Source organism: Pseudomonas sp. R2-7-07, from assembly GCF_003852355.1.
Taxonomy (GTDB): Bacteria; Pseudomonadota; Gammaproteobacteria; order Pseudomonadales; family Pseudomonadaceae; genus Aquipseudomonas.
The window spans coordinates 5,497,111-5,513,577 of sequence record NZ_CP027759.1; the positions used below are offsets into that span (position 1 = coordinate 5,497,111).

Sequence of the window (16,467 nt, forward strand, 5' to 3'; positions counted from 1 at the left end):
GGCCCTAGAGTTGTTGCCCGGCAACAAAACCGGCGCGCAACTTACCCTCGATAAACCGATCCGGCAAAACTTTCTTTCATTTAATGTGTGGGAGGGGGCTTGCCCCCGATGGCGGGGTGTCAGCTTGCACATGTGTTTCTGATGCAACGCCATCGGGGGCAAGCCCCCTCCCACAGGTTTTAAGGCTTATTTACCGGATTTGATCTTGGTCCAGCTGCGCGTCATTTCACGCTGGGTCGCAGCCGGCAAGTCGGCAATCGCGTAGAGCTTGGCCTGCACTTCTGCCGACGGGTAGATGCCCGGGTCGCTGGTGATGTCTTTGTCGACCAGCGCGGTGGCCTTCTCGTTGCCGTTCGGGAAGCGCACGCTGTTGGTGATCGACGCCATGACTTCCGGCTTGAGCAGGTAGTTCATGAATGCGTAGGCGGCCTCGACGTTTTCAGCATCTTTCGGGATGGCGACCATGTCGAAGAAACTGCCGGCGCCTTCTTTCGGAATGTCATAGGCCACTTTGACTTTGCCACCGGCTTCAGCCGCACGGGACTTGGCCTGCTGGATGTCACCCGAATAACCCACGGCCACGCAGATGTTGCCGTTGGCCAGGTCCGAGATGTACTTGGACGAGTGGAAGTAGCCAATCGAAGGGCGGATTTTCAGGAACAGGTCTTCTGCTTGCTTGAGGTCGGGCTTCTTCTGGCTGTCGGTCGGCAGGCCCAGGTAATGCAGCGCGATCGGCAGCATTTCGGTCGGCGAGTCGAGGAAGCTCACGCCGCAGCTTTTCAGCTTGGCGATGTTCTCCGGCTTCATCAGCACATCCCACGACTCGATCTTGTCCACGCCCAGCGCGGCCTTGACCTTCTCCGGGTTGTAGCCGATACCAATCGAGCCCCACATGTACGGGAAGGCGTGCTTGTTGTCCGGATCGCTGACCGACACGGCTTTAAGCAGGGATTTGTTCAGGTTGCTGTAATTGGGCAACTTGGACGTGTCCAGCTCCTGGTAGACACCGGCCTTGATCTGTTTGGCCAGGAAGTTGTTCGACGGTACGACGATGTCATAGCCGGACTTGCCCGCCAGCAACTTGGCTTCCAGGGTCTCGTTGCTGTCGAACACGTCGTACACCACCTTGATGCCCGACTCTTTTTCAAAGTTGGCGACGGTGTCCGGTGCAATGTAGTCGGACCAGTTATAGACGTGCAGCACTTTATTGTCCGCCTGGGCCGCGCTCGCCACTGCGCCCATCAGGGACAAGGCGAGGAGGGTCTTGCCAGCGTTCTTCAAACCTAATGCCTTCATTGGGTGATGCTCCGATTTTTCTTTTTGGGGCCGCAAGTTGTATGTGTTTCGGGCCCAGCCAAAGGGCAACAAAACAGGACGACAGTCTGGCAAGTTCGGGGGCCCGCTTTCAACCGGCCCCCACATTTATCTACACAGTCGCAGCACCCGAAAGCCGCTGCGCACTGAGCCTAGCACTTAGCCCTGCAATGCCGCCAAAGTCAGGTCCAGGCACTGGCGGGCCTTGGTCACCAGTTCGTCGATTTCGGCCTGGCTGATCACCAGCGGCGGCGAAATGATCATGGTGTCGCCCACGGCGCGCATGATCAGGCCATTCTCGAAGCAGAACGTGCGGCAGATCATGCCCGCGCCCTTCCCTTCGTAACGCTTGCGCGTGGCCTTGTCCTGCACCAGCTCGATTGCACCGAGCATGCCCACGCCGCGCACTTCACCCACCAGTGGATGGTCCGCCAGTTCCCTCAGACGTTTCTGCAAATACGGTGCCGTTTCGTCGTGTACACGGTTAACGATTTTTTCATCGCGCAGGATGCGGATGTTTTCCAGGGCCACCGCCGCCGCCACCGGGTGCCCGGAGTAGGTGAAACCGTGGTTGAAATCGCCGCCTTCGTTGAGCACGGCCACCACATCGTCGTGCACGATCAGGCCGCCCATGGGCACGTAGCCCGAGGTCAGGCCTTTGGCGATGGTCATCATGTGGGGCTTGAGGTCGTAGAAATCGCTGCCGAACCACTCGCCGGTACGACCGAAACCGCAGATCACTTCGTCGGCGACAAACAGGATGTCGTACTTGGCGAGGATTTCCTTGATGCGCGGCCAGTAGCTGTCGGGCGGCACGATCACGCCGCCCGCGCCCTGGATCGGCTCGGCAATAAACGCACCGACCGTGTCCACGCCCAGCTCCAGGATCTTTTCTTCCAACTGGTTGGCGGCCCAGATCCCGAATTCTTCAGGGCTCATGTCGCCGCCTTCGCCAAACCAGTACGGTTGGGCGATGTGGGTGATGCCCGGAATCGGCAAGTCACCCTGTTCATGCATGTAGGTCATGCCGCCCAGGCTGGCGCCGGCCACGGTGGAGCCGTGGTAGCCATTCTTGCGGCTGATGATGGTTTTCTTGTTGGGCTGGCCTTTGATCGCCCAGTAGTGGCGGACCATGCGCAACATGGTGTCGTTGCCTTCGGAGCCGGAACCGGTGAAGAACACGTGGTTCATGCCCGCGGGTGCGACTTCGGAAATGACTTTGGCCAGCTCGAGTACCGGCGGGTGAGCGGTCTGGAAGAACAGGTTGTAGTACGGCAGTTCTTTCATCTGCTTGGCGGCGGCGTCTGCCAGTTCATCGCGACCGTAGCCGATCGCCACGCACCACAGGCCGGCCATGCCGTCGAGGATCTTGTTGCCTTCGCTGTCCCACAGGTAAACGCCGTGGGCTTTGGTGATGATCCTTGGGCCTTTCTCTTTCAATTGCTTGAAGTCGCTGAACGGCGCCAGGTGGTGATCATTGCTCAAGGCTTGCCATTCACGGGTTTGCGGGTTGTTGCTGGACATACCGATCTCCTAGACATTTCAGGTGGGGGCGCGCTGCTCCAGCAGCGCGCCCGGCGCATCAGACGGCAAAGAGCAGGAATTCCCGCTCCCACGAACTGATCACGCGCTTGAAGTTTTCATGCTCGGCCCGCTTGACCGCGACGTAGCCGGTGATGAACTTCTGACCCAGGTATTTCTCGATGGTCTTGCTGTTTTCCATGCGTTCCAGCGCGTCTTCGATGGTCAACGGCAGGCGCAGGTTGCGTCGCTCGTAGCCACGACCCACCACGGGTGCGCTCGGGTTATGGCCTTCGACCATGCCGATGTAGCCACACAGCAAGCTGGCGGCAATCGCCAGGTACGGGTTGGCATCGGCACCCGGCAAGCGGTTTTCCACGCGGCGGTTCTGCGGGCCGGCATCCGGTACGCGCAGGCCCACGGTGCGGTTTTCTTCGCCCCATTCCACGTTCACCGGCGCCGAGGTGTCGGGCAGGAAGCGGCGGAACGAGTTCACGTTGGGCGCGAATAAAGGCAGCAATTCGGGGATGAATTTCTGCAGGCCGCCGATGTGATTGAGGAACAGTTGGCTCATGCTCCCGTCTTCATTGGAGAAGACGTTCTTGCCGGTGGCGATCTCGATAATGCTCTGGTGCAAGTGCATCGCGCTGCCGGGCTCGCCGGTCATCGGCTTGGCCATGAAGGTGGCGGCCACGTTGTGCTTGAGCGCCGCTTCACGCATGGTGCGCTTGAACACCAGGATCTGGTCGGCCAGGGACAGCGCATCGCCGTGACGGAAGTTGATTTCCATCTGCGCGGTGCCGTCTTCGTGGATCAGCGTGTCGAGGTCCAGTTCCTGCAGCTCGCACCAGTCGTAGACGTCTTCGAACAGTGGGTCGAATTCGTTGGCGGCTTCTATAGAGAAGGACTGGCGGCCCGTCTCCGGGCGACCGGAGCGACCGATGGGCGGTTGCAGCGGGAAGTCCGGGTCTTCGCAGCGCTTGGTCAGGTAGAACTCCATCTCCGGCGCCACGATGGGCTGCCAGCCGCGGTCGGCGTAGAGCTTGAGGACCTTCTTGAGCACGTTGCGCGGCGACAGCTCGATCGGGTTGCCTTGCTTGTCGTAGGTGTCGTGGATCACCTGGGCGGTCGGCTCGATGGCCCAGGGCACCAGGAATACCGCGTTCTGGTCGGGGCGGCAGATCATGTCGATGTCGGCCGGGTCGAGCAATTCGTAATAGATGTCGTCTTCGACATAGTCGCCGGTCACGGTCTGCAGCAGAACGCTCTCGGGCAGGCGCATGCCTTTTTCGGCGATGAACTTGTTGGTCGGCGAGATCTTGCCCCGGGTGATACCGGTGAGGTCGCCAATCATGCATTCGACTTCTGTGATCTTGTGGTCTTTCAACCAATCGGTGAGCTGGTCGAGGTTGTTACTCATAAATGCCTCTGGGCTGGGTTTCCTGGCATCCATTAAAAGGCCAGGCGTTGGTTGACGCAGCATCCGCGTCGTTTTGTTCACTCAGGGTAGGAGCTTACCTGCCATTTGCTGCAGCGTTGCATTCCTCACGCCAAACTTGTGCAGAATCATGAGCAGCACTCTGCATTGGCGCTGCCGAGGGGCAGCGTCGAGACAAACGAAGGGAAAAAGAGAGGGTCGGCCCAAGCGTCAAGAATATTGGCCGGTGCGCAGGGATACACGCTGCAGGAATAAACGGAACACACAGCCTGGCTGAAGCAGGCCAAGACGCCAGTTGGCGGCAGGCGAGACATGAAGCACCCCGGTATTATTGCTGTTATGGGTTTGAATCGAGCTTAGCCTTGTTCATTTTTTTACACAACACCCCCGTAAAAAATACAACACGGCCCGCTCAAGCCTGCAGGTCCCAAGACCCTCAAACCCAAAAAACCGCCCCAAAAAGCCCCAAAAAAGGCGCCCTGGCGCTTTTTCAGGGCAAAAAAGGCCTCGCTTGACTTCGGCATGCCGTTCGGGTTGACTGAAACCAGAAAAGATCAATGATTGATATTTTTAACAACAAAGGTGTTGCATCATGTCGGTACCCCCGCGTGCCGTTCAGCTTAACGAAGCGAACGCGTTCCTTAAGGATCATCCTGAGGTTCTGTACGTAGACCTTCTAATTGCGGATATGAATGGTGTGGTGCGCGGTAAGCGCATCGAACGCACCAGCCTCCACAAGGTTTACGAGAAGGGCATTAACCTGCCTGCCTCTTTATTTGCCCTGGATATCAACGGCTCTACGGTGGAAAGCACCGGCCTGGGCCTGGACATCGGTGATGCTGACCGAATCTGTTATCCAATCCCCGACACCCTGTGCAATGAGCCCTGGCAAAAGCGCCCCACCGCGCAACTGCTGATGACCATGCACGAACTGGAAGGCGAACCCTTCTTCGCCGATCCGCGCGAAGTGCTGCGCCAAGTCGTGAGCAAGTTCGACGACATGGGCCTGACCATCTGCGCCGCCTTCGAACTTGAGTTCTACCTGATCGACCAGGAGAACGTGAACGGCCGGCCACAACCGCCTCGCTCGCCGATTTCCGGCAAACGCCCGCATTCGACACAGGTCTACCTGATCGACGACCTCGACGAATACGTCGACTGCCTCCAGGACATTCTGGAAGGTGCCAAAGAGCAAGGCATCCCGGCCGACGCCATCGTCAAGGAAAGTGCCCCGGCGCAGTTCGAAGTGAACCTGCACCACGTCGCCGACCCGATCAAGGCATGCGACTACGCGGTACTGCTCAAGCGCCTGATCAAGAACATCGCCTACGACCATGAGATGGACACCACCTTCATGGCCAAGCCTTACCCAGGCCAGGCAGGCAACGGTTTGCACGTACACATCTCCATTCTGGACAAGGACGGCAAGAACATCTTTGCCAGCGAGGATCCCGAGCAGAACGCCGCATTGCGTCACGCGATCGGCGGTGTGCTCGAGACCCTGCCCGCCCAGATGGCGTTCCTGTGCCCCAACGTCAACTCCTACCGTCGTTTCGGCGCACAGTTCTACGTGCCGAACTCGCCGTGCTGGGGCCTGGACAACCGCACCGTGGCGATTCGCGTACCGACCGGCACTGCCGACTCCGTGCGTATCGAACACCGCGTGGCGGGCGCCGACGCCAACCCTTACCTGCTGATGGCTTCGGTCCTGGCAGGCGTGCACCACGGTCTGACCAACAAGATCGAACCGGGCGCTCCCGTGGAAGGCAACAGCTACGAGCAGAACGAACAAAGCCTGCCGAACAACCTGCGCGATGCCCTGCGCGAGCTGGATGACAGCGAGGTGATGGCCAAGTACATCGATCCTAAATACATCGATATCTTCGTCGCCTGTAAGGAAAGTGAGCTGGAAGAGTTCGAACACTCCATCTCCGACCTTGAGTACAACTGGTATCTGCATACCGTTTAAACAGCGGCTGCAGAAAAAGAGCGCCGCAGAGCTTATGGCCTGCGGCGTTTTTTATGGGTTTCTTCTGAGGGACCGCGTTGGCAGCATCGGGAGCAAGCCCCCTCCCACATTTGACTGCATTCCAAAGTTGGAACTCGGTCAAGTGTGGGAGGGGGCTTGCTCCCGATAGCGGCTGGGCAGACAACACACCTTCCTGCTCATACAATGCCCGCTGCCCTGTAGGAGACTTCCATGCCCCCCCGCCCCGCCGCCCCTCGCAAACCCCGCGCCCGCAGCCAGGCCCGGATCGACGCGATCCTGGACGCCGCCCGCGCCTTGCTGGCGGCCGAAGGCGTGGCCGGCCTGTCGATCTACAGCGTGGCCGAACGGGCGCAGATCCCGCCCTCGTCGGTGTACCACTTTTTCGCCGGCGTGCCGGCGTTATTGGAGGCATTGACGGCGGATGTGCACGCAGCCTTCCGCGCGGCCATCCAGGCGCCCATCGAACATGACTCGCTCCAGACCTGGCGCGACCTGTCCTGCATCGTCGAGCAGCGCATGCTCACCGTCTACAGCAATGATGCCGCAGCCCGCCAGTTGATCCTGGCCCAGCATGGCTTGACCGAAGTCACCCAGGCGGATCGTCAGCATGACCTGGAATTGGGGGATCTGATGCTCGACGTGTTCAATCGCCACTTCGAAGTGCCGACGCTACCCAGCGATGTGGATGTGTTTGCCCTGGCATTGGAGCTCAGTGACCGCGTGTATGCGCGTTCGGTGTATCAGCATGGGCAGATCACGCCGCGCATGGCGGAGGAAGGGATGCGGGTGTTTGATGCGTATGTGGGGCTTTATTTGCCGGTGTATTTGCCCAAGCGCTGAGTCTTCTAATGATCGTTCCCACGCTCTGCGTGGGAATGCATCCCGTGACGCTCTGCGTCACTTTTATGCAGCGGGACGCGGAGCGTCCCAGGCGGCATTCCCACGCAGAGCGTGGGAACGATCAACTCAAACACTCACAGTTTGGCGATCGACACCTCGGTCGATTTCACGAAGGCAATCACTTCACTGCCAATCACCAACTCCAGCTCCTTGACCGAGCGAGTGGTGATCACCGAGGTGACGATGCCGGACGCCGTCTGCACATCGATTTCCGACAACACGTCGCCCACCACGATTTCCTTGATGGTGCCTTTGAACTGGTTACGCACGTTGATGGCTTTGATAGTCATGATTTTTCCTCTGCGAGTTATTGAGCCCAACGCAATTGCGTCGGCAGCGGTGAAACAGGTTCGGGTTCCGGCGGTGAGCCGGGCAGCGACAGCACGCGGTTGAGCACTTCGGCTTCCAGCGCGGCCAGGCGATGTGAGCCACGGGCGCGGGGACGGGGCAGGTCCACCATCAGGTCCAGGCCGATTTCGCCGTCTTCGATCAGGATGACCCGGTCGGCAATCGCCACGGCTTCACTGACGTCATGGGTGACCAGCAGCACGGTAAAGCCGTGTTTGCGCCACAGGTTTTCGATCAGTTGCTGCATCTCGATACGTGTCAGGGCATCCAGCGCGCCCAGCGGTTCGTCAAGCAGCAACAGGCGCGGCTGGTGAATCAAGGCCCGCGCCAACGCGACGCGCTGTTTCTGGCCACCGGACAAGGCTGCCGGCCACTCCTCGGCGCGCTCGGCCAGGCCCACCGCCTCCAGCGCTTGCAACGCCTTGGGGCGCCAGTTGCCCGTAAGGCCCAGGCCGACGTTGTCGATGATCTTTTTCCACGGCAGCAAGCGCGCTTCCTGGAACATCAGCCGCGTGTCTTCGATTGCCTCATGCAGCGGCGCGGAGCCCGCCAGCAGCTCGCCGCCACTGGCCTTGTCCAGCCCCGCCAGCAGGCGCAGCAAGGTACTTTTGCCACAGCCGCTGCGGCCGACCACCGCCACGAATTGGCCGGCCGGGATATGCAGGTCGATGTCCTTGAGCACTTCGCGAGCGCCAAAGGATTTGCGCAATTTGCGCACCGCCAGGGGGATGCCCTTGAGCAGGCGCGGGGGTTGTTGAGCCGTCATGCCGCACCTCCCTTATTCACTTGATACGCCGGGTGCCAGCGCAGCCACACCCGTTCCAGGCCTCGCGCCGCCAGGTCGGCCAGCTTACCGAGGATCGCGTACATGACGATGGCCAGCACCACCACGTCGGTCTGCAGGAACTCGCGGGCGTTCATCGCCAGGTAACCGATGCCGGAACTGGCCGAGATGGTTTCCGCCACGATCAGCGTCAACCACATAAAGCCCAGGGCAAAGCGCACGCCCACCAGGATCGACGGCAACGCGCCCGGCAGGATCACTTGCCAGAACAGGCTGAAGCCGGACAAGCCGTAGCTGCGCGACATTTCCACCAGCGCCGGGTCGACGTTGCGGATGCCGTGGTAAGTGTTCAGGTAGATCGGGAACAACGTGCCCAGGGCCACCAGGAAAATCTTCGCGGTCTCGTCAATCCCGAACCACAGGATCACCAAGGGAATCAGCGCCAGGTGCGGCACGTTGCGGATCATCTGCACCGAGCTGTCCAGCAGACGCTCGCCCCACTTCGACAGGCCGGTGATAAAGCCCAGGGCCAGGCCGATGCTGCCACCGATCACAAAGCCCAGGCCCGCGCGCCAGCCGCTGATCGCCAGGTGCGTCCAGATTTCGCCGCTGCGGACCAGGTTGATGCCAGCCTCGATGACCGCACTGGGCGCCGGAAGAATGCGCGTCGACAACCAACCTGCCGTCACCGACAACTGCCACACCGCCAGCAATAGAATCGGCAGCACCCAGGGCGCTACGCGATGGCTGATTTTTTCCAGGTTCATGGCGCCCCCTCAGCTCTGCGACGCAGCTTTGGGAAGGATGTCGTTGGCCACCATCTCGCCGAACGGGCTGACGTAGCCGGCGCTTTTCGGCAGTTCGGGACGTTCGATATCCAGGTGCGGGAACAGCAGTTCCGCGACCCGATACGACTCTTCCAGGTGGGGATAACCGGAGAAGATAAAGGTGTCGATGCCCAGGTCTGCGTATTCCTTGACCCGTGCCGCAACCGTTGGGCCATCGCCCACCAGCGCAGTGCCCGCACCGCCGCGCACCAGGCCGACCCCGGCCCACAGATTGGGGCTGACTTCCAGGTTGTCGCGACTGCCGCCATGCAAGGCCGCCATGCGCTGCTGGCCCACCGAATCGAAGCGCGCCAGGGACGCCTGGGCGCGGGCGATGGTTTCGTCGTCCAAGTGGGAGATCAGTTTATCGGCGGCTTTCCACGCCTCCTCGTTGGTTTCACGCACGATCACATGCAAGCGAATACCAAAGCGCAGAGTGCGCCCAAGCTTGGCGGCCTTGGCCCGTACTTGTTCGATTTTTTCCGCCACCGCTGCCGGGGGTTCGCCCCAGGTCAGTACCATTTCCACCTGTTCGGCTGCCAGGTCCTGGGCCGCTTCGGACGAACCGCCGAAATACAGCGGCGGGCGTGGCTGCTGGATTGGCGGGTAGAGCAACTTGGCGCCTTTGACGCTGATGTGCTCGCCGTCGTAATCCACGGTCTCGCCTTCCAGCACGCGACGCCAGATGCGCGTGAATTCCACCGACGCCTGGTAGCGCTCTTCGTGACTGAGGAACAAGCCGTCGCCGGCCAGTTCTTCCGGGTCACCACCGGTCACCAGGTTGAACAGCGCACGGCCACCGGACAGGCGGTCCAGGGTCGCCGCCTGGCGCGCGGCCACCGTCGGGGAAATAATCCCGGGGCGCAGCGCAACCAGAAATTTCAAACGCTGGGTCACCGGAATCAGCGAGGCAGCCACCAGCCACGAGTCTTCGCAAGAGCGCCCGGTGGGGATCAACACCCCACCGAAGCCCAGGCGGTCAGCGGCCTGGGCTACTTGTTGCAGGTAACCGTGATCGACGGCGCGAGCGCCTTCGGCGGTGCCAAGGTAATGACCGTCGCCGTGGGTAGGCAGGAACCAGAAAATATTGAGGCTCATGGAGTTGTCTCCTGAAGAAGTCGGATTACGGCGCTTTGGCAACCGAGGCGGGTGGGGTCCAGATCACGTCCTTGATGCTCAAGGGCTTGGGAATCAATTTGAGCTGGTAGAAGCTGTCGGCGATTTTCTGCTGGGCCGCGACCACTTCGGGCGTCAGGAACAGCGCCCCGTAGCCCTGGCGTTTCACCGAGGTCAGGGTGATATCAGCGGGCAGGCCGAGCAACGGCGCGACCTGGTCCGTCACTTCCTGCGGGTTGGCCTTGGACCATTCGCCCACGGCGCGCACTTCTTCCACCAGCGCCTTGATCACTTCTGGGTGCTGTTCGGCGTAGGGCTTGGTCGCCAGGTAAAACTGGTGGTTGTCGGCGATGCCGGTGCCGTCGCGCAGGGTGCGCGCTTGCAGTTGTTTCTCGGCGGCGGCCTGGTACGGGTCCCAGATCACCCAGGCGTCCACACTGCCGCGTTCGAAGGCGGCGCGGGCATCGGCGGGCGGCAGGAACACGGTTTTCACGTCGGTGTAGGCAAGGCCGGCGTCTTCCAGCGCACGAACCAGCAGGTAGTGCACGTTGGAGCCTTTGTTCAGCACGATCTTCTTGCCCTTGAGCTCGGCCACCGTTTTGATCGTCGAATCCTTGGGTACCAGGATCGCTTCACTGGTCGGCGCGGGCGGCTCGTAGGCCACGTAAAGCAGATCCGCACCGGCGGCCTGGGCGAACACGGGTGGGGTTTCGCCGGTGACGCCAAAGTCGATGGAGCCGACGTTCAGGCCCTCGAGTAATTGCGGGCCACCGGGGAATTCGGTCCATTGCACCTGCACGCCCTGGGCTGCCAGGCGTTTCTCCAGGGTGCCCTTGGCCTTGAGCAGCACCAGCGTGCCGTATTTCTGGTAACCGATGCGCAGGGTTTCTGCGGCGTGGGCTTGAACGATGGCGCCGAAGGACACAGCCGCAGCAAACAGTGCGACCAGACCGCGACGCAAAATGACAGTGCGCATGGCGCTCTCCAAATGTGCGATTAGGGTATTGGCGGCACCTGCTTGGCCGTTGGCGGCTGAGTAAGGTGAGTGTTTCCAGATGTCGGGTAAGGCTTAAATGCTCCAGCGAGCACTCAACAGGCGTTCATTGAGTACATGCGGGTCGAGCGGTTTCGGGCGGCGGGCCATGGCGCTGTAAAACTGCTCCAGAGCTTCGTGCAAGCGCTGTTCGAGCACGGGCACCAATTGCGCCTGGGCACTGCCTTCGCCGTAGGCGATCTGGCTGTCTTCGGCAAAGATCCCATGGAGCAATTCCTGCGCTTTGAGCGCCGACAGCACGGGCTTGAGGGCGTAATCCACCGCCAGCATGTGCGCGATGCTGCCGCCGGTGGCCATCGGCAAGACCACCTTGTGGGCCAGGGCGCGCTCGGGCAGCAGGTCGAGTACGGTCTTCAAGGCACCGGAGAACGACGCCTTGTACACCGGCGTGGCGATCACCAGACCATCGGCATTCGCCACTTGCTGCAACAGGTCGATGACCTTGGGGCTGTCGAACCGTGCGTGCAGCAGGTCTTCAGCCGGAAAGTCGCGGATCTGGTAACTCACCACTTCCACGCCCTGGTCCTGCAGCCATTGACGGGTTTTCTCCAGCAAGACCCCGGAGCGGGAACGCTGACTGGGACTGCCTCCAAGTGTTACGACCAGCATGCAAGTATTCCTTGAGCAAGTGTCGGCGGTTCGCTGTGTGGCGATGGCGCCAAGATGGAACAGACCTTAGCAGTAGATTTATATATCTTTAAATCTTATTTATTCATTTGTTTATTCCATAAAAACATATGAGATAAACAGATCGCCAGGCGAAAAAAAAGGCCGTCGAAACGGCCTGAAAAACCCCTGCTATGTGAACGGTGAAAATGTGGGAGGGGGCTTGCTCCCGATAGCGGTCTTTCAGTAACAAGTGCATTGACTGACCCACCGCAATCGGGAGCAAGCCCCCTCCCACATGGGTCCTGTGTTAACGATTGGGTTGCGGGGTAAGCCGCAGGTATGGCTTCACTGCCCTATAGCCCTTGGGAAAGCGTTTCTTGATCTCTTCCTCGTCCTTGAGCGACGGCACGATCACCACCTCATCACCGTCCTGCCAATTGGCGGGAGTGGCGACCTTATGGTTGTCGGTCAGCTGCAGCGAGTCGATCACCCGCAGGATTTCGTGGAAGTTACGGCCGGTGCTGGCCGGGTAGGTAATGGTCAGGCGGATTTTCTTGTTCGGGTCGATCACGAACAGGGAGCGCACAGTGAGGGTGTCACTGGCGTTGGGATGGATCAGGTCGTAGAGGTCCGAGACCTTGCGGTCGGCATCGGCCAGGATCGGGAAATTGACGACGGTGTTCTGGGTTTCGTTGATGTCTTCGATCCACTTGTGGTGCGAGTCCACCGGGTCAACCGACAAAGCGATGGCCTTGACGCCTCGCTGGGCGAATTCATCCTTGAGTTTGGCGGTGAAGCCCAGTTCGGTGGTGCACACCGGGGTAAAGTCCGCCGGGTGAGAGAACAGCACACCCCAGCTATCACCCAGCCATTCGTGGAAACGAATCTTGCCGGCGCTGGAATCCTGTTCGAAGTCGGGGGCGATGTCGCCCAGTCTTAGGCTCATGGTGGGGCTCCTGATGAGTGCTTATGGAGCCCACTGTGCAGGGTTTGGGAGGATTTTAAAAAGAATAAATATCGATTTATCTAGACGATAAAAGAATATAAAAATCTGTTCATTGGACTTGGGAGCGGACGAGGATCAACATCGTTTTCAAGGTTCGAGAAGGCCTTGAGACGCTGTACCAAGAGGGACTTCAGGAAGGGCTTGCGGGGGTTGAGCCCGACTTGAAAGCAACAACCTTGCCCGGCATTGCGCCGGGCAAGGCTTTAAGCAGTTACTTGAACGCGTAGGTGTAGCTGACGATTACACGGTTTTCGTCCTGATCGCGCGCGGCAGCAACATCGTTGCGCCACATAGCGTTTTTCCAGGCAACGCCGACGTTCTTGAACACGCCTTCTGGAACAACGTACGCAACCGTAATGTCACGTTCCCACTCGGACTGGCCGGTGAACTCGGCACGGCTACCGTTGACGGTATCGATGTCGGTGCCTTTGAGGTACACGACACCGGCGGTCAAGCCAGGCACGCCAACCTTGGCGAAGTCGTAGGAGTAGCGAGCTTGCCAGGTACGTTCGCCAGCACGGGCGAACTTGGCGATTTGCATGTCAGTGGTCAGGTAAGCCGACGAGCCGTCACCCTGGTTCAACCAAGGGAAGTCGCTGCTGCCGTTGCTGACCTGGTAACCACCACCGAAGGTGTGACCGGCAACGGTGTACAGGAACAGGCCGCTGTACAGGTTGTTATCGACCTTGCCACGACCGGAGTTCACGCCGCTGTAGTTGCCCGAGGAGAAGTAAGCCGACTCGTGGCCGTTCTTGCCGTCATCCGAGCTGTTGAAATAACGCAGGTCAGACTTCAGTACGCCAGGACCGATGGCCCAGTTATGGGTCAGGCCCAGGAAGTGCTGCTTGTAGAAGTCTTCCAGATTGCCGTAGTAGTACTGGGCAGTCAGGTCCTTGGTGATCTTGTAGTCACCACCGGCGTAGTAGAATTTGTTGCTGTCGCGCCAGCTTGCACCACGGGAGTTGGCACCGGCGATCGACAGGTTGTCGACGTTGCTGGAGTTACGGCCCTTGGCTTTTTCGATCTGACCGGCAACCAGCGTCAGGTCTTTGTAGACATCGTTACTGGTGATCTGGCCACCCTGGAAGGTCTGCGGCAGCAGACGACCGTCGTTGGTCACGATGACCGGCAGCTTTGGCTGCAGCGTACCCAGCTTCAGTTCAGTCTGGGAGATCTTGGCTTTGGCAGTCAGGCCCAGGCTCGAGTAGTTATCAACGGCTTCGCCATTGGACTTGCTCGGGAACACGGTGCCACCGTAGGAGCTCGCCGTGGCGCCGTTGGTGCCGCCGCCGGAGTCCAGGCGAACACCCAGCAGGCCGATAGCGTCGAGACCGAAGCCTACGGTGCCTTGGGTGTAACCGGAGATGAAGCGCAGGTCGAAGCCCTGGCCCCATTCTTCCTGCTTGTTTTGCACACCGGCACGCTTGTTGGCTGCAGTGCCAGCGGCCGAATCGCGGTTGTCGGTGTTGATGTAGAAGTTACGCAGACCCAGCGTTACTTTACTGTCTTCGATGAAACCGGCAGCGCCTGCTTGCTGGGCGATGGCGCCCAAAGCTACAGCCACAGCCAAGGTGGACTTCTTCATGTACCGCTCCTCTCATTTCTAATTTTTGTATTTCTTTGGTCTCGGGTCTGACGCCCTCGATCCACAGATGCGCGATTAGCGCCAGATAGTGACTACCAAGTCAATCGCAACCTTATGTGTCTACTACCTTCGTCTAATCGCAGTTGATTTGGTCCCTGCAGGGTAATGAGTTTTTCATACACCCAAAAAGAATTGTTTCATTCTTTTTCATACGATTCAGGAATAAGCGCATTCACGCATCGGGCTGGTCAGGCTAGACAGACCATCCCACGAGCTAATTCCTAAAGGGTATTTATCAGCACTTTTTTAGATCGCTTAATGTTGACGTTCTGCTGCATACGTCACCCACGATCAAAAAGGCGACGCCATCATGGCCAAAGGCACATCCTCCCGTCAATTTGTTACAGTTTTTGTATCGGGATTAGTTTCTTTTGATGTCAACGCGACGGCCTTTTTATCGTATCGGCACGAATGAAAGGTTCTGAAGCCTTGGGGAAGTTTTTGAAGGGGCAGGTCTCGAATGTGGGAGGGGGCTTGCTCCCGATTGCGGTCTGTCAGCGACTTATCAGTTAACTGACCCACTGCTATCGGGGGCAAGCCCCCTCCCACATTTGGTTAGGTAGTGTTGCTGGAGTGGGTTTACAAAGGCTTCTCGAAAATTTTCGAGTTGCGCTGATAGTTGTACAGCGACGCCCGCGCCGACGGCAGGCGGTCCACGCTGCTTGGTACAAAGCCGCGTTCACGGAACCAGTGGGCGGTGCGGGTGGTGAGGACAAACAAAGTCTTCAGGCCCTGGGCCCGGGCACGGGTCTCGATGCGCTCGAGCAATACATCGCCGCGTGCGCCATGGCGGTATTCCGGGTTCACCGCCAGGCATGCCAGCTCACCCGCATCCGAATCGGCGATCTGATACAACGCCGCGCAGGCGATGATCATGCCTTCACGCTCGACCACGCTGAACTGCTCGATCTCACGCTCGAGCACTTCCCGGGAACGACGCACCAGAATGCCCTGCTCTTCCAGCGGGCTGATCAGGTCGAGCAAACCGCCGACGTCTTCAATCGCCGCTTCGCGCACCAGTTCGAATTGCTCCTGGGCGACCAGCGTACCGCCGCCGTCGCGGGTGAACAGTTCGGTGAGCAAGGCGCCGTCTTCGACGTAGCTGACAATATGGCTGCGCCCCACCCCACCACGACAGGCTTCGGCGGCGGCATCGAGCAGCTCGGCCTGATAGTTGCTGCCCAGGCGCTGCAGGTGCGCCGGCACTTGCTGCGGACGCAACTCACGCACCAGTCGGCCGTTTTCATCGATCAGGCCCAGGTCGGCACCAAACAGCAGCAATTTGTCGGCGCCCAGGTCGATGGCGGCACGGGTGGCAACGTCTTCGCAGGCCAGGTTGAAAATCTCACCGGTGGGCGAATAACCCAACGGCGACAGCAGTACGATGGAGCGCTCGTCCAGCAGCCGGTTGATGCCCTTGCGGTCGACCCGGCGCACTTCGCCAGTGTGGTGATAGTCCACGCCTTCGAGCACACCAATTGGCCGCGCGGTCACCAGGTTGCCGCTGGCCACCCGCAGGCGCGAGCCCTGCATGGGCGATGATGCCATGTCCATGGACAAGCGCGCTTCGATGGCAATACGCAACTGCCCCACCGCGTCGATCACGCACTCGAGCGTCGCCGCATCGGTAATGCGCAAACCTTCGTGATAAGCCGGGGTAAGGCCGCGCGCTTCAAGGCGCGCTTCAATTTGCGGACGCGAGCCGTGCACCAGCACCAGTCGCACACCCAGGCTGTGCAACAGCACCAGGTCGTGGACGATATTGCCGAAGTTCGGGTGTTCCACCCCATCGCCAGGCAGCATGACCACAAAGGTGCAGTCGCGGTGGGCATTGATGTAGGGCGAAGCGTGACGAAGCCAATTAACGTAGTCGGGCATAACACCTGGGCCTGTAATAAAAAGCAGCCAAAAAAGG

The 16,467-nt window shown here is 59.8% G+C and carries 14 protein-coding genes; 2 read left to right on the forward strand and 12 right to left on the reverse strand.

Annotated features, from left to right (window positions below; genetic code table 11):
- Nucleotides 1–186: 186 nt before the first annotated feature.
- The 3 genes from C4J86_RS25370 to C4J86_RS25380 form a co-directional block, all read right to left on the reverse strand.
- A complete protein-coding gene (locus tag C4J86_RS25370) occupies nt 187–1,281 on the reverse strand; it encodes a polyamine ABC transporter substrate-binding protein (protein ID WP_124372485.1) in 1,095 nt (364 codons plus the stop codon).
- A 192-nt stretch (nt 1,282–1,473) separates the two neighbouring features.
- Nucleotides 1,474–2,838, reverse strand: a complete 1,365-nt coding sequence (locus C4J86_RS25375) for an aspartate aminotransferase family protein (protein WP_124372213.1) — start codon at nt 2,836–2,838, stop codon at nt 1,474–1,476.
- 58 nt (nt 2,839–2,896) lie between these two features.
- The gene (locus tag C4J86_RS25380) at nt 2,897–4,255 is read right to left on the reverse strand and encodes a glutamine synthetase family protein (RefSeq protein ID WP_124372214.1); all 1,359 of its coding nucleotides are present in this window, start codon (nt 4,253–4,255) and stop codon (nt 2,897–2,899) included.
- A gap of 610 nt (nt 4,256–4,865) precedes the next feature.
- On the opposite strand from C4J86_RS25380, the gene C4J86_RS25385 reads away from it, so the two are divergent.
- Together C4J86_RS25385 and C4J86_RS25390 are read left to right on the forward strand one after the other, a co-directional pair.
- A complete protein-coding gene (locus C4J86_RS25385) occupies nt 4,866–6,242 on the forward strand; it encodes a glutamine synthetase family protein (RefSeq protein ID WP_124364871.1) in 1,377 nt (458 codons plus the stop codon).
- A 231-nt stretch (nt 6,243–6,473) separates the two neighbouring features.
- Nucleotides 6,474–7,103: a TetR/AcrR family transcriptional regulator gene (locus C4J86_RS25390; protein WP_124372215.1), complete on the forward strand. Its 630-nt coding sequence runs from the start codon at nt 6,474–6,476 to the stop codon at nt 7,101–7,103.
- A 134-nt stretch (nt 7,104–7,237) separates the two neighbouring features.
- Here the strand turns inward: C4J86_RS25390 and C4J86_RS25395 are convergent, their stop codons facing one another.
- From C4J86_RS25395 to argA, 9 genes are all read right to left on the reverse strand, one after another.
- Entirely contained in the window at nt 7,238–7,453 is a 216-nt protein-coding gene (locus C4J86_RS25395; RefSeq protein WP_003176783.1) for a molybdopterin-binding protein, read from the reverse strand.
- A gap of 17 nt (nt 7,454–7,470) precedes the next feature.
- Complete coding sequence (gene ssuB / locus C4J86_RS25400; RefSeq protein ID WP_124368748.1) at nt 7,471–8,277, reverse strand: aliphatic sulfonates ABC transporter ATP-binding protein; 807 nt, start codon at nt 8,275–8,277, stop codon at nt 7,471–7,473.
- Nucleotides 8,274–9,062: an aliphatic sulfonate ABC transporter permease SsuC gene (gene ssuC / locus C4J86_RS25405; protein WP_124372216.1), complete on the reverse strand. Its 789-nt coding sequence runs from the start codon at nt 9,060–9,062 to the stop codon at nt 8,274–8,276. The genes ssuB and ssuC overlap by 4 nt, the downstream gene beginning before the upstream one ends.
- Before the next feature lie 9 nt (nt 9,063–9,071).
- Nucleotides 9,072–10,220, reverse strand: a complete 1,149-nt coding sequence (ssuD, locus tag C4J86_RS25410; RefSeq protein WP_124364875.1) for an FMNH2-dependent alkanesulfonate monooxygenase — start codon at nt 10,218–10,220, stop codon at nt 9,072–9,074.
- A 25-nt stretch (nt 10,221–10,245) separates the two neighbouring features.
- Nucleotides 10,246–11,214 (reverse strand): sulfonate ABC transporter substrate-binding protein, encoded by a 969-nt coding sequence (locus C4J86_RS25415; protein ID WP_124364876.1) that lies wholly within the window; start codon nt 11,212–11,214, stop codon nt 10,246–10,248.
- Nucleotides 11,215–11,307: 93 nt separating this feature from the next.
- Nucleotides 11,308–11,901: an NADPH-dependent FMN reductase gene (gene ssuE / locus C4J86_RS25420; protein ID WP_124364877.1), complete on the reverse strand. Its 594-nt coding sequence runs from the start codon at nt 11,899–11,901 to the stop codon at nt 11,308–11,310.
- A gap of 307 nt (nt 11,902–12,208) precedes the next feature.
- Nucleotides 12,209–12,847 carry a peroxiredoxin gene (locus tag C4J86_RS25425; protein WP_015886425.1) on the reverse strand — a complete coding sequence of 213 codons (639 nt, stop codon included), beginning with the start codon at nt 12,845–12,847 and terminating at the stop codon, nt 12,209–12,211.
- Between the two features lie 271 nt (nt 12,848–13,118).
- Nucleotides 13,119–14,492: an OprD family porin gene (locus C4J86_RS25430; RefSeq protein ID WP_124372217.1), complete on the reverse strand. Its 1,374-nt coding sequence runs from the start codon at nt 14,490–14,492 to the stop codon at nt 13,119–13,121.
- Nucleotides 14,493–15,131: 639 nt separating this feature from the next.
- Nucleotides 15,132–16,430, reverse strand: a complete 1,299-nt coding sequence (gene argA, locus C4J86_RS25435; protein WP_124364878.1) for an amino-acid N-acetyltransferase — start codon at nt 16,428–16,430, stop codon at nt 15,132–15,134.
- Nucleotides 16,431–16,467: the final 37 nt, after the last annotated feature.

What these genes read in the sequence shown, in the direction of transcription:
- C4J86_RS25415 (WP_124364876.1), bottom strand. Translation starts at nt 11,214, where the DNA reads ATGCGCACTGTCATTTTGCGTCGCGGTCTGGTCGCACTGTTTGCTGCG.
- C4J86_RS25430 (WP_124372217.1), bottom strand. Translation starts at nt 14,492, where the DNA reads ATGAAGAAGTCCACCTTGGCTGTGGCTGTAGCTTTGGGCGCCATCGCC.
- C4J86_RS25380 (WP_124372214.1), bottom strand. Translation starts at nt 4,255, where the DNA reads ATGAGTAACAACCTCGACCAGCTCACCGATTGGTTGAAAGACCACAAG.
- C4J86_RS25375 (WP_124372213.1), bottom strand. Translation starts at nt 2,838, where the DNA reads ATGTCCAGCAACAACCCGCAAACCCGTGAATGGCAAGCCTTGAGCAAT.
- ssuE (WP_124364877.1), bottom strand. Translation starts at nt 11,901, where the DNA reads ATGCTGGTCGTAACACTTGGAGGCAGTCCCAGTCAGCGTTCCCGCTCC.
- C4J86_RS25425 (WP_015886425.1), bottom strand. Translation starts at nt 12,847, where the DNA reads ATGAGCCTAAGACTGGGCGACATCGCCCCCGACTTCGAACAGGATTCC.
- C4J86_RS25395 (WP_003176783.1), bottom strand. Translation starts at nt 7,453, where the DNA reads ATGACTATCAAAGCCATCAACGTGCGTAACCAGTTCAAAGGCACCATC.
- C4J86_RS25385 (WP_124364871.1), top strand. Translation starts at nt 4,866, where the DNA reads ATGTCGGTACCCCCGCGTGCCGTTCAGCTTAACGAAGCGAACGCGTTC.
- ssuB (WP_124368748.1), bottom strand. Translation starts at nt 8,277, where the DNA reads ATGACGGCTCAACAACCCCCGCGCCTGCTCAAGGGCATCCCCCTGGCG.
- argA (WP_124364878.1), bottom strand. Translation starts at nt 16,430, where the DNA reads ATGCCCGACTACGTTAATTGGCTTCGTCACGCTTCGCCCTACATCAAT.
- ssuD (WP_124364875.1), bottom strand. Translation starts at nt 10,220, where the DNA reads ATGAGCCTCAATATTTTCTGGTTCCTGCCTACCCACGGCGACGGTCAT.
- ssuC (WP_124372216.1), bottom strand. Translation starts at nt 9,062, where the DNA reads ATGAACCTGGAAAAAATCAGCCATCGCGTAGCGCCCTGGGTGCTGCCG.
- C4J86_RS25390 (WP_124372215.1), top strand. Translation starts at nt 6,474, where the DNA reads ATGCCCCCCCGCCCCGCCGCCCCTCGCAAACCCCGCGCCCGCAGCCAG.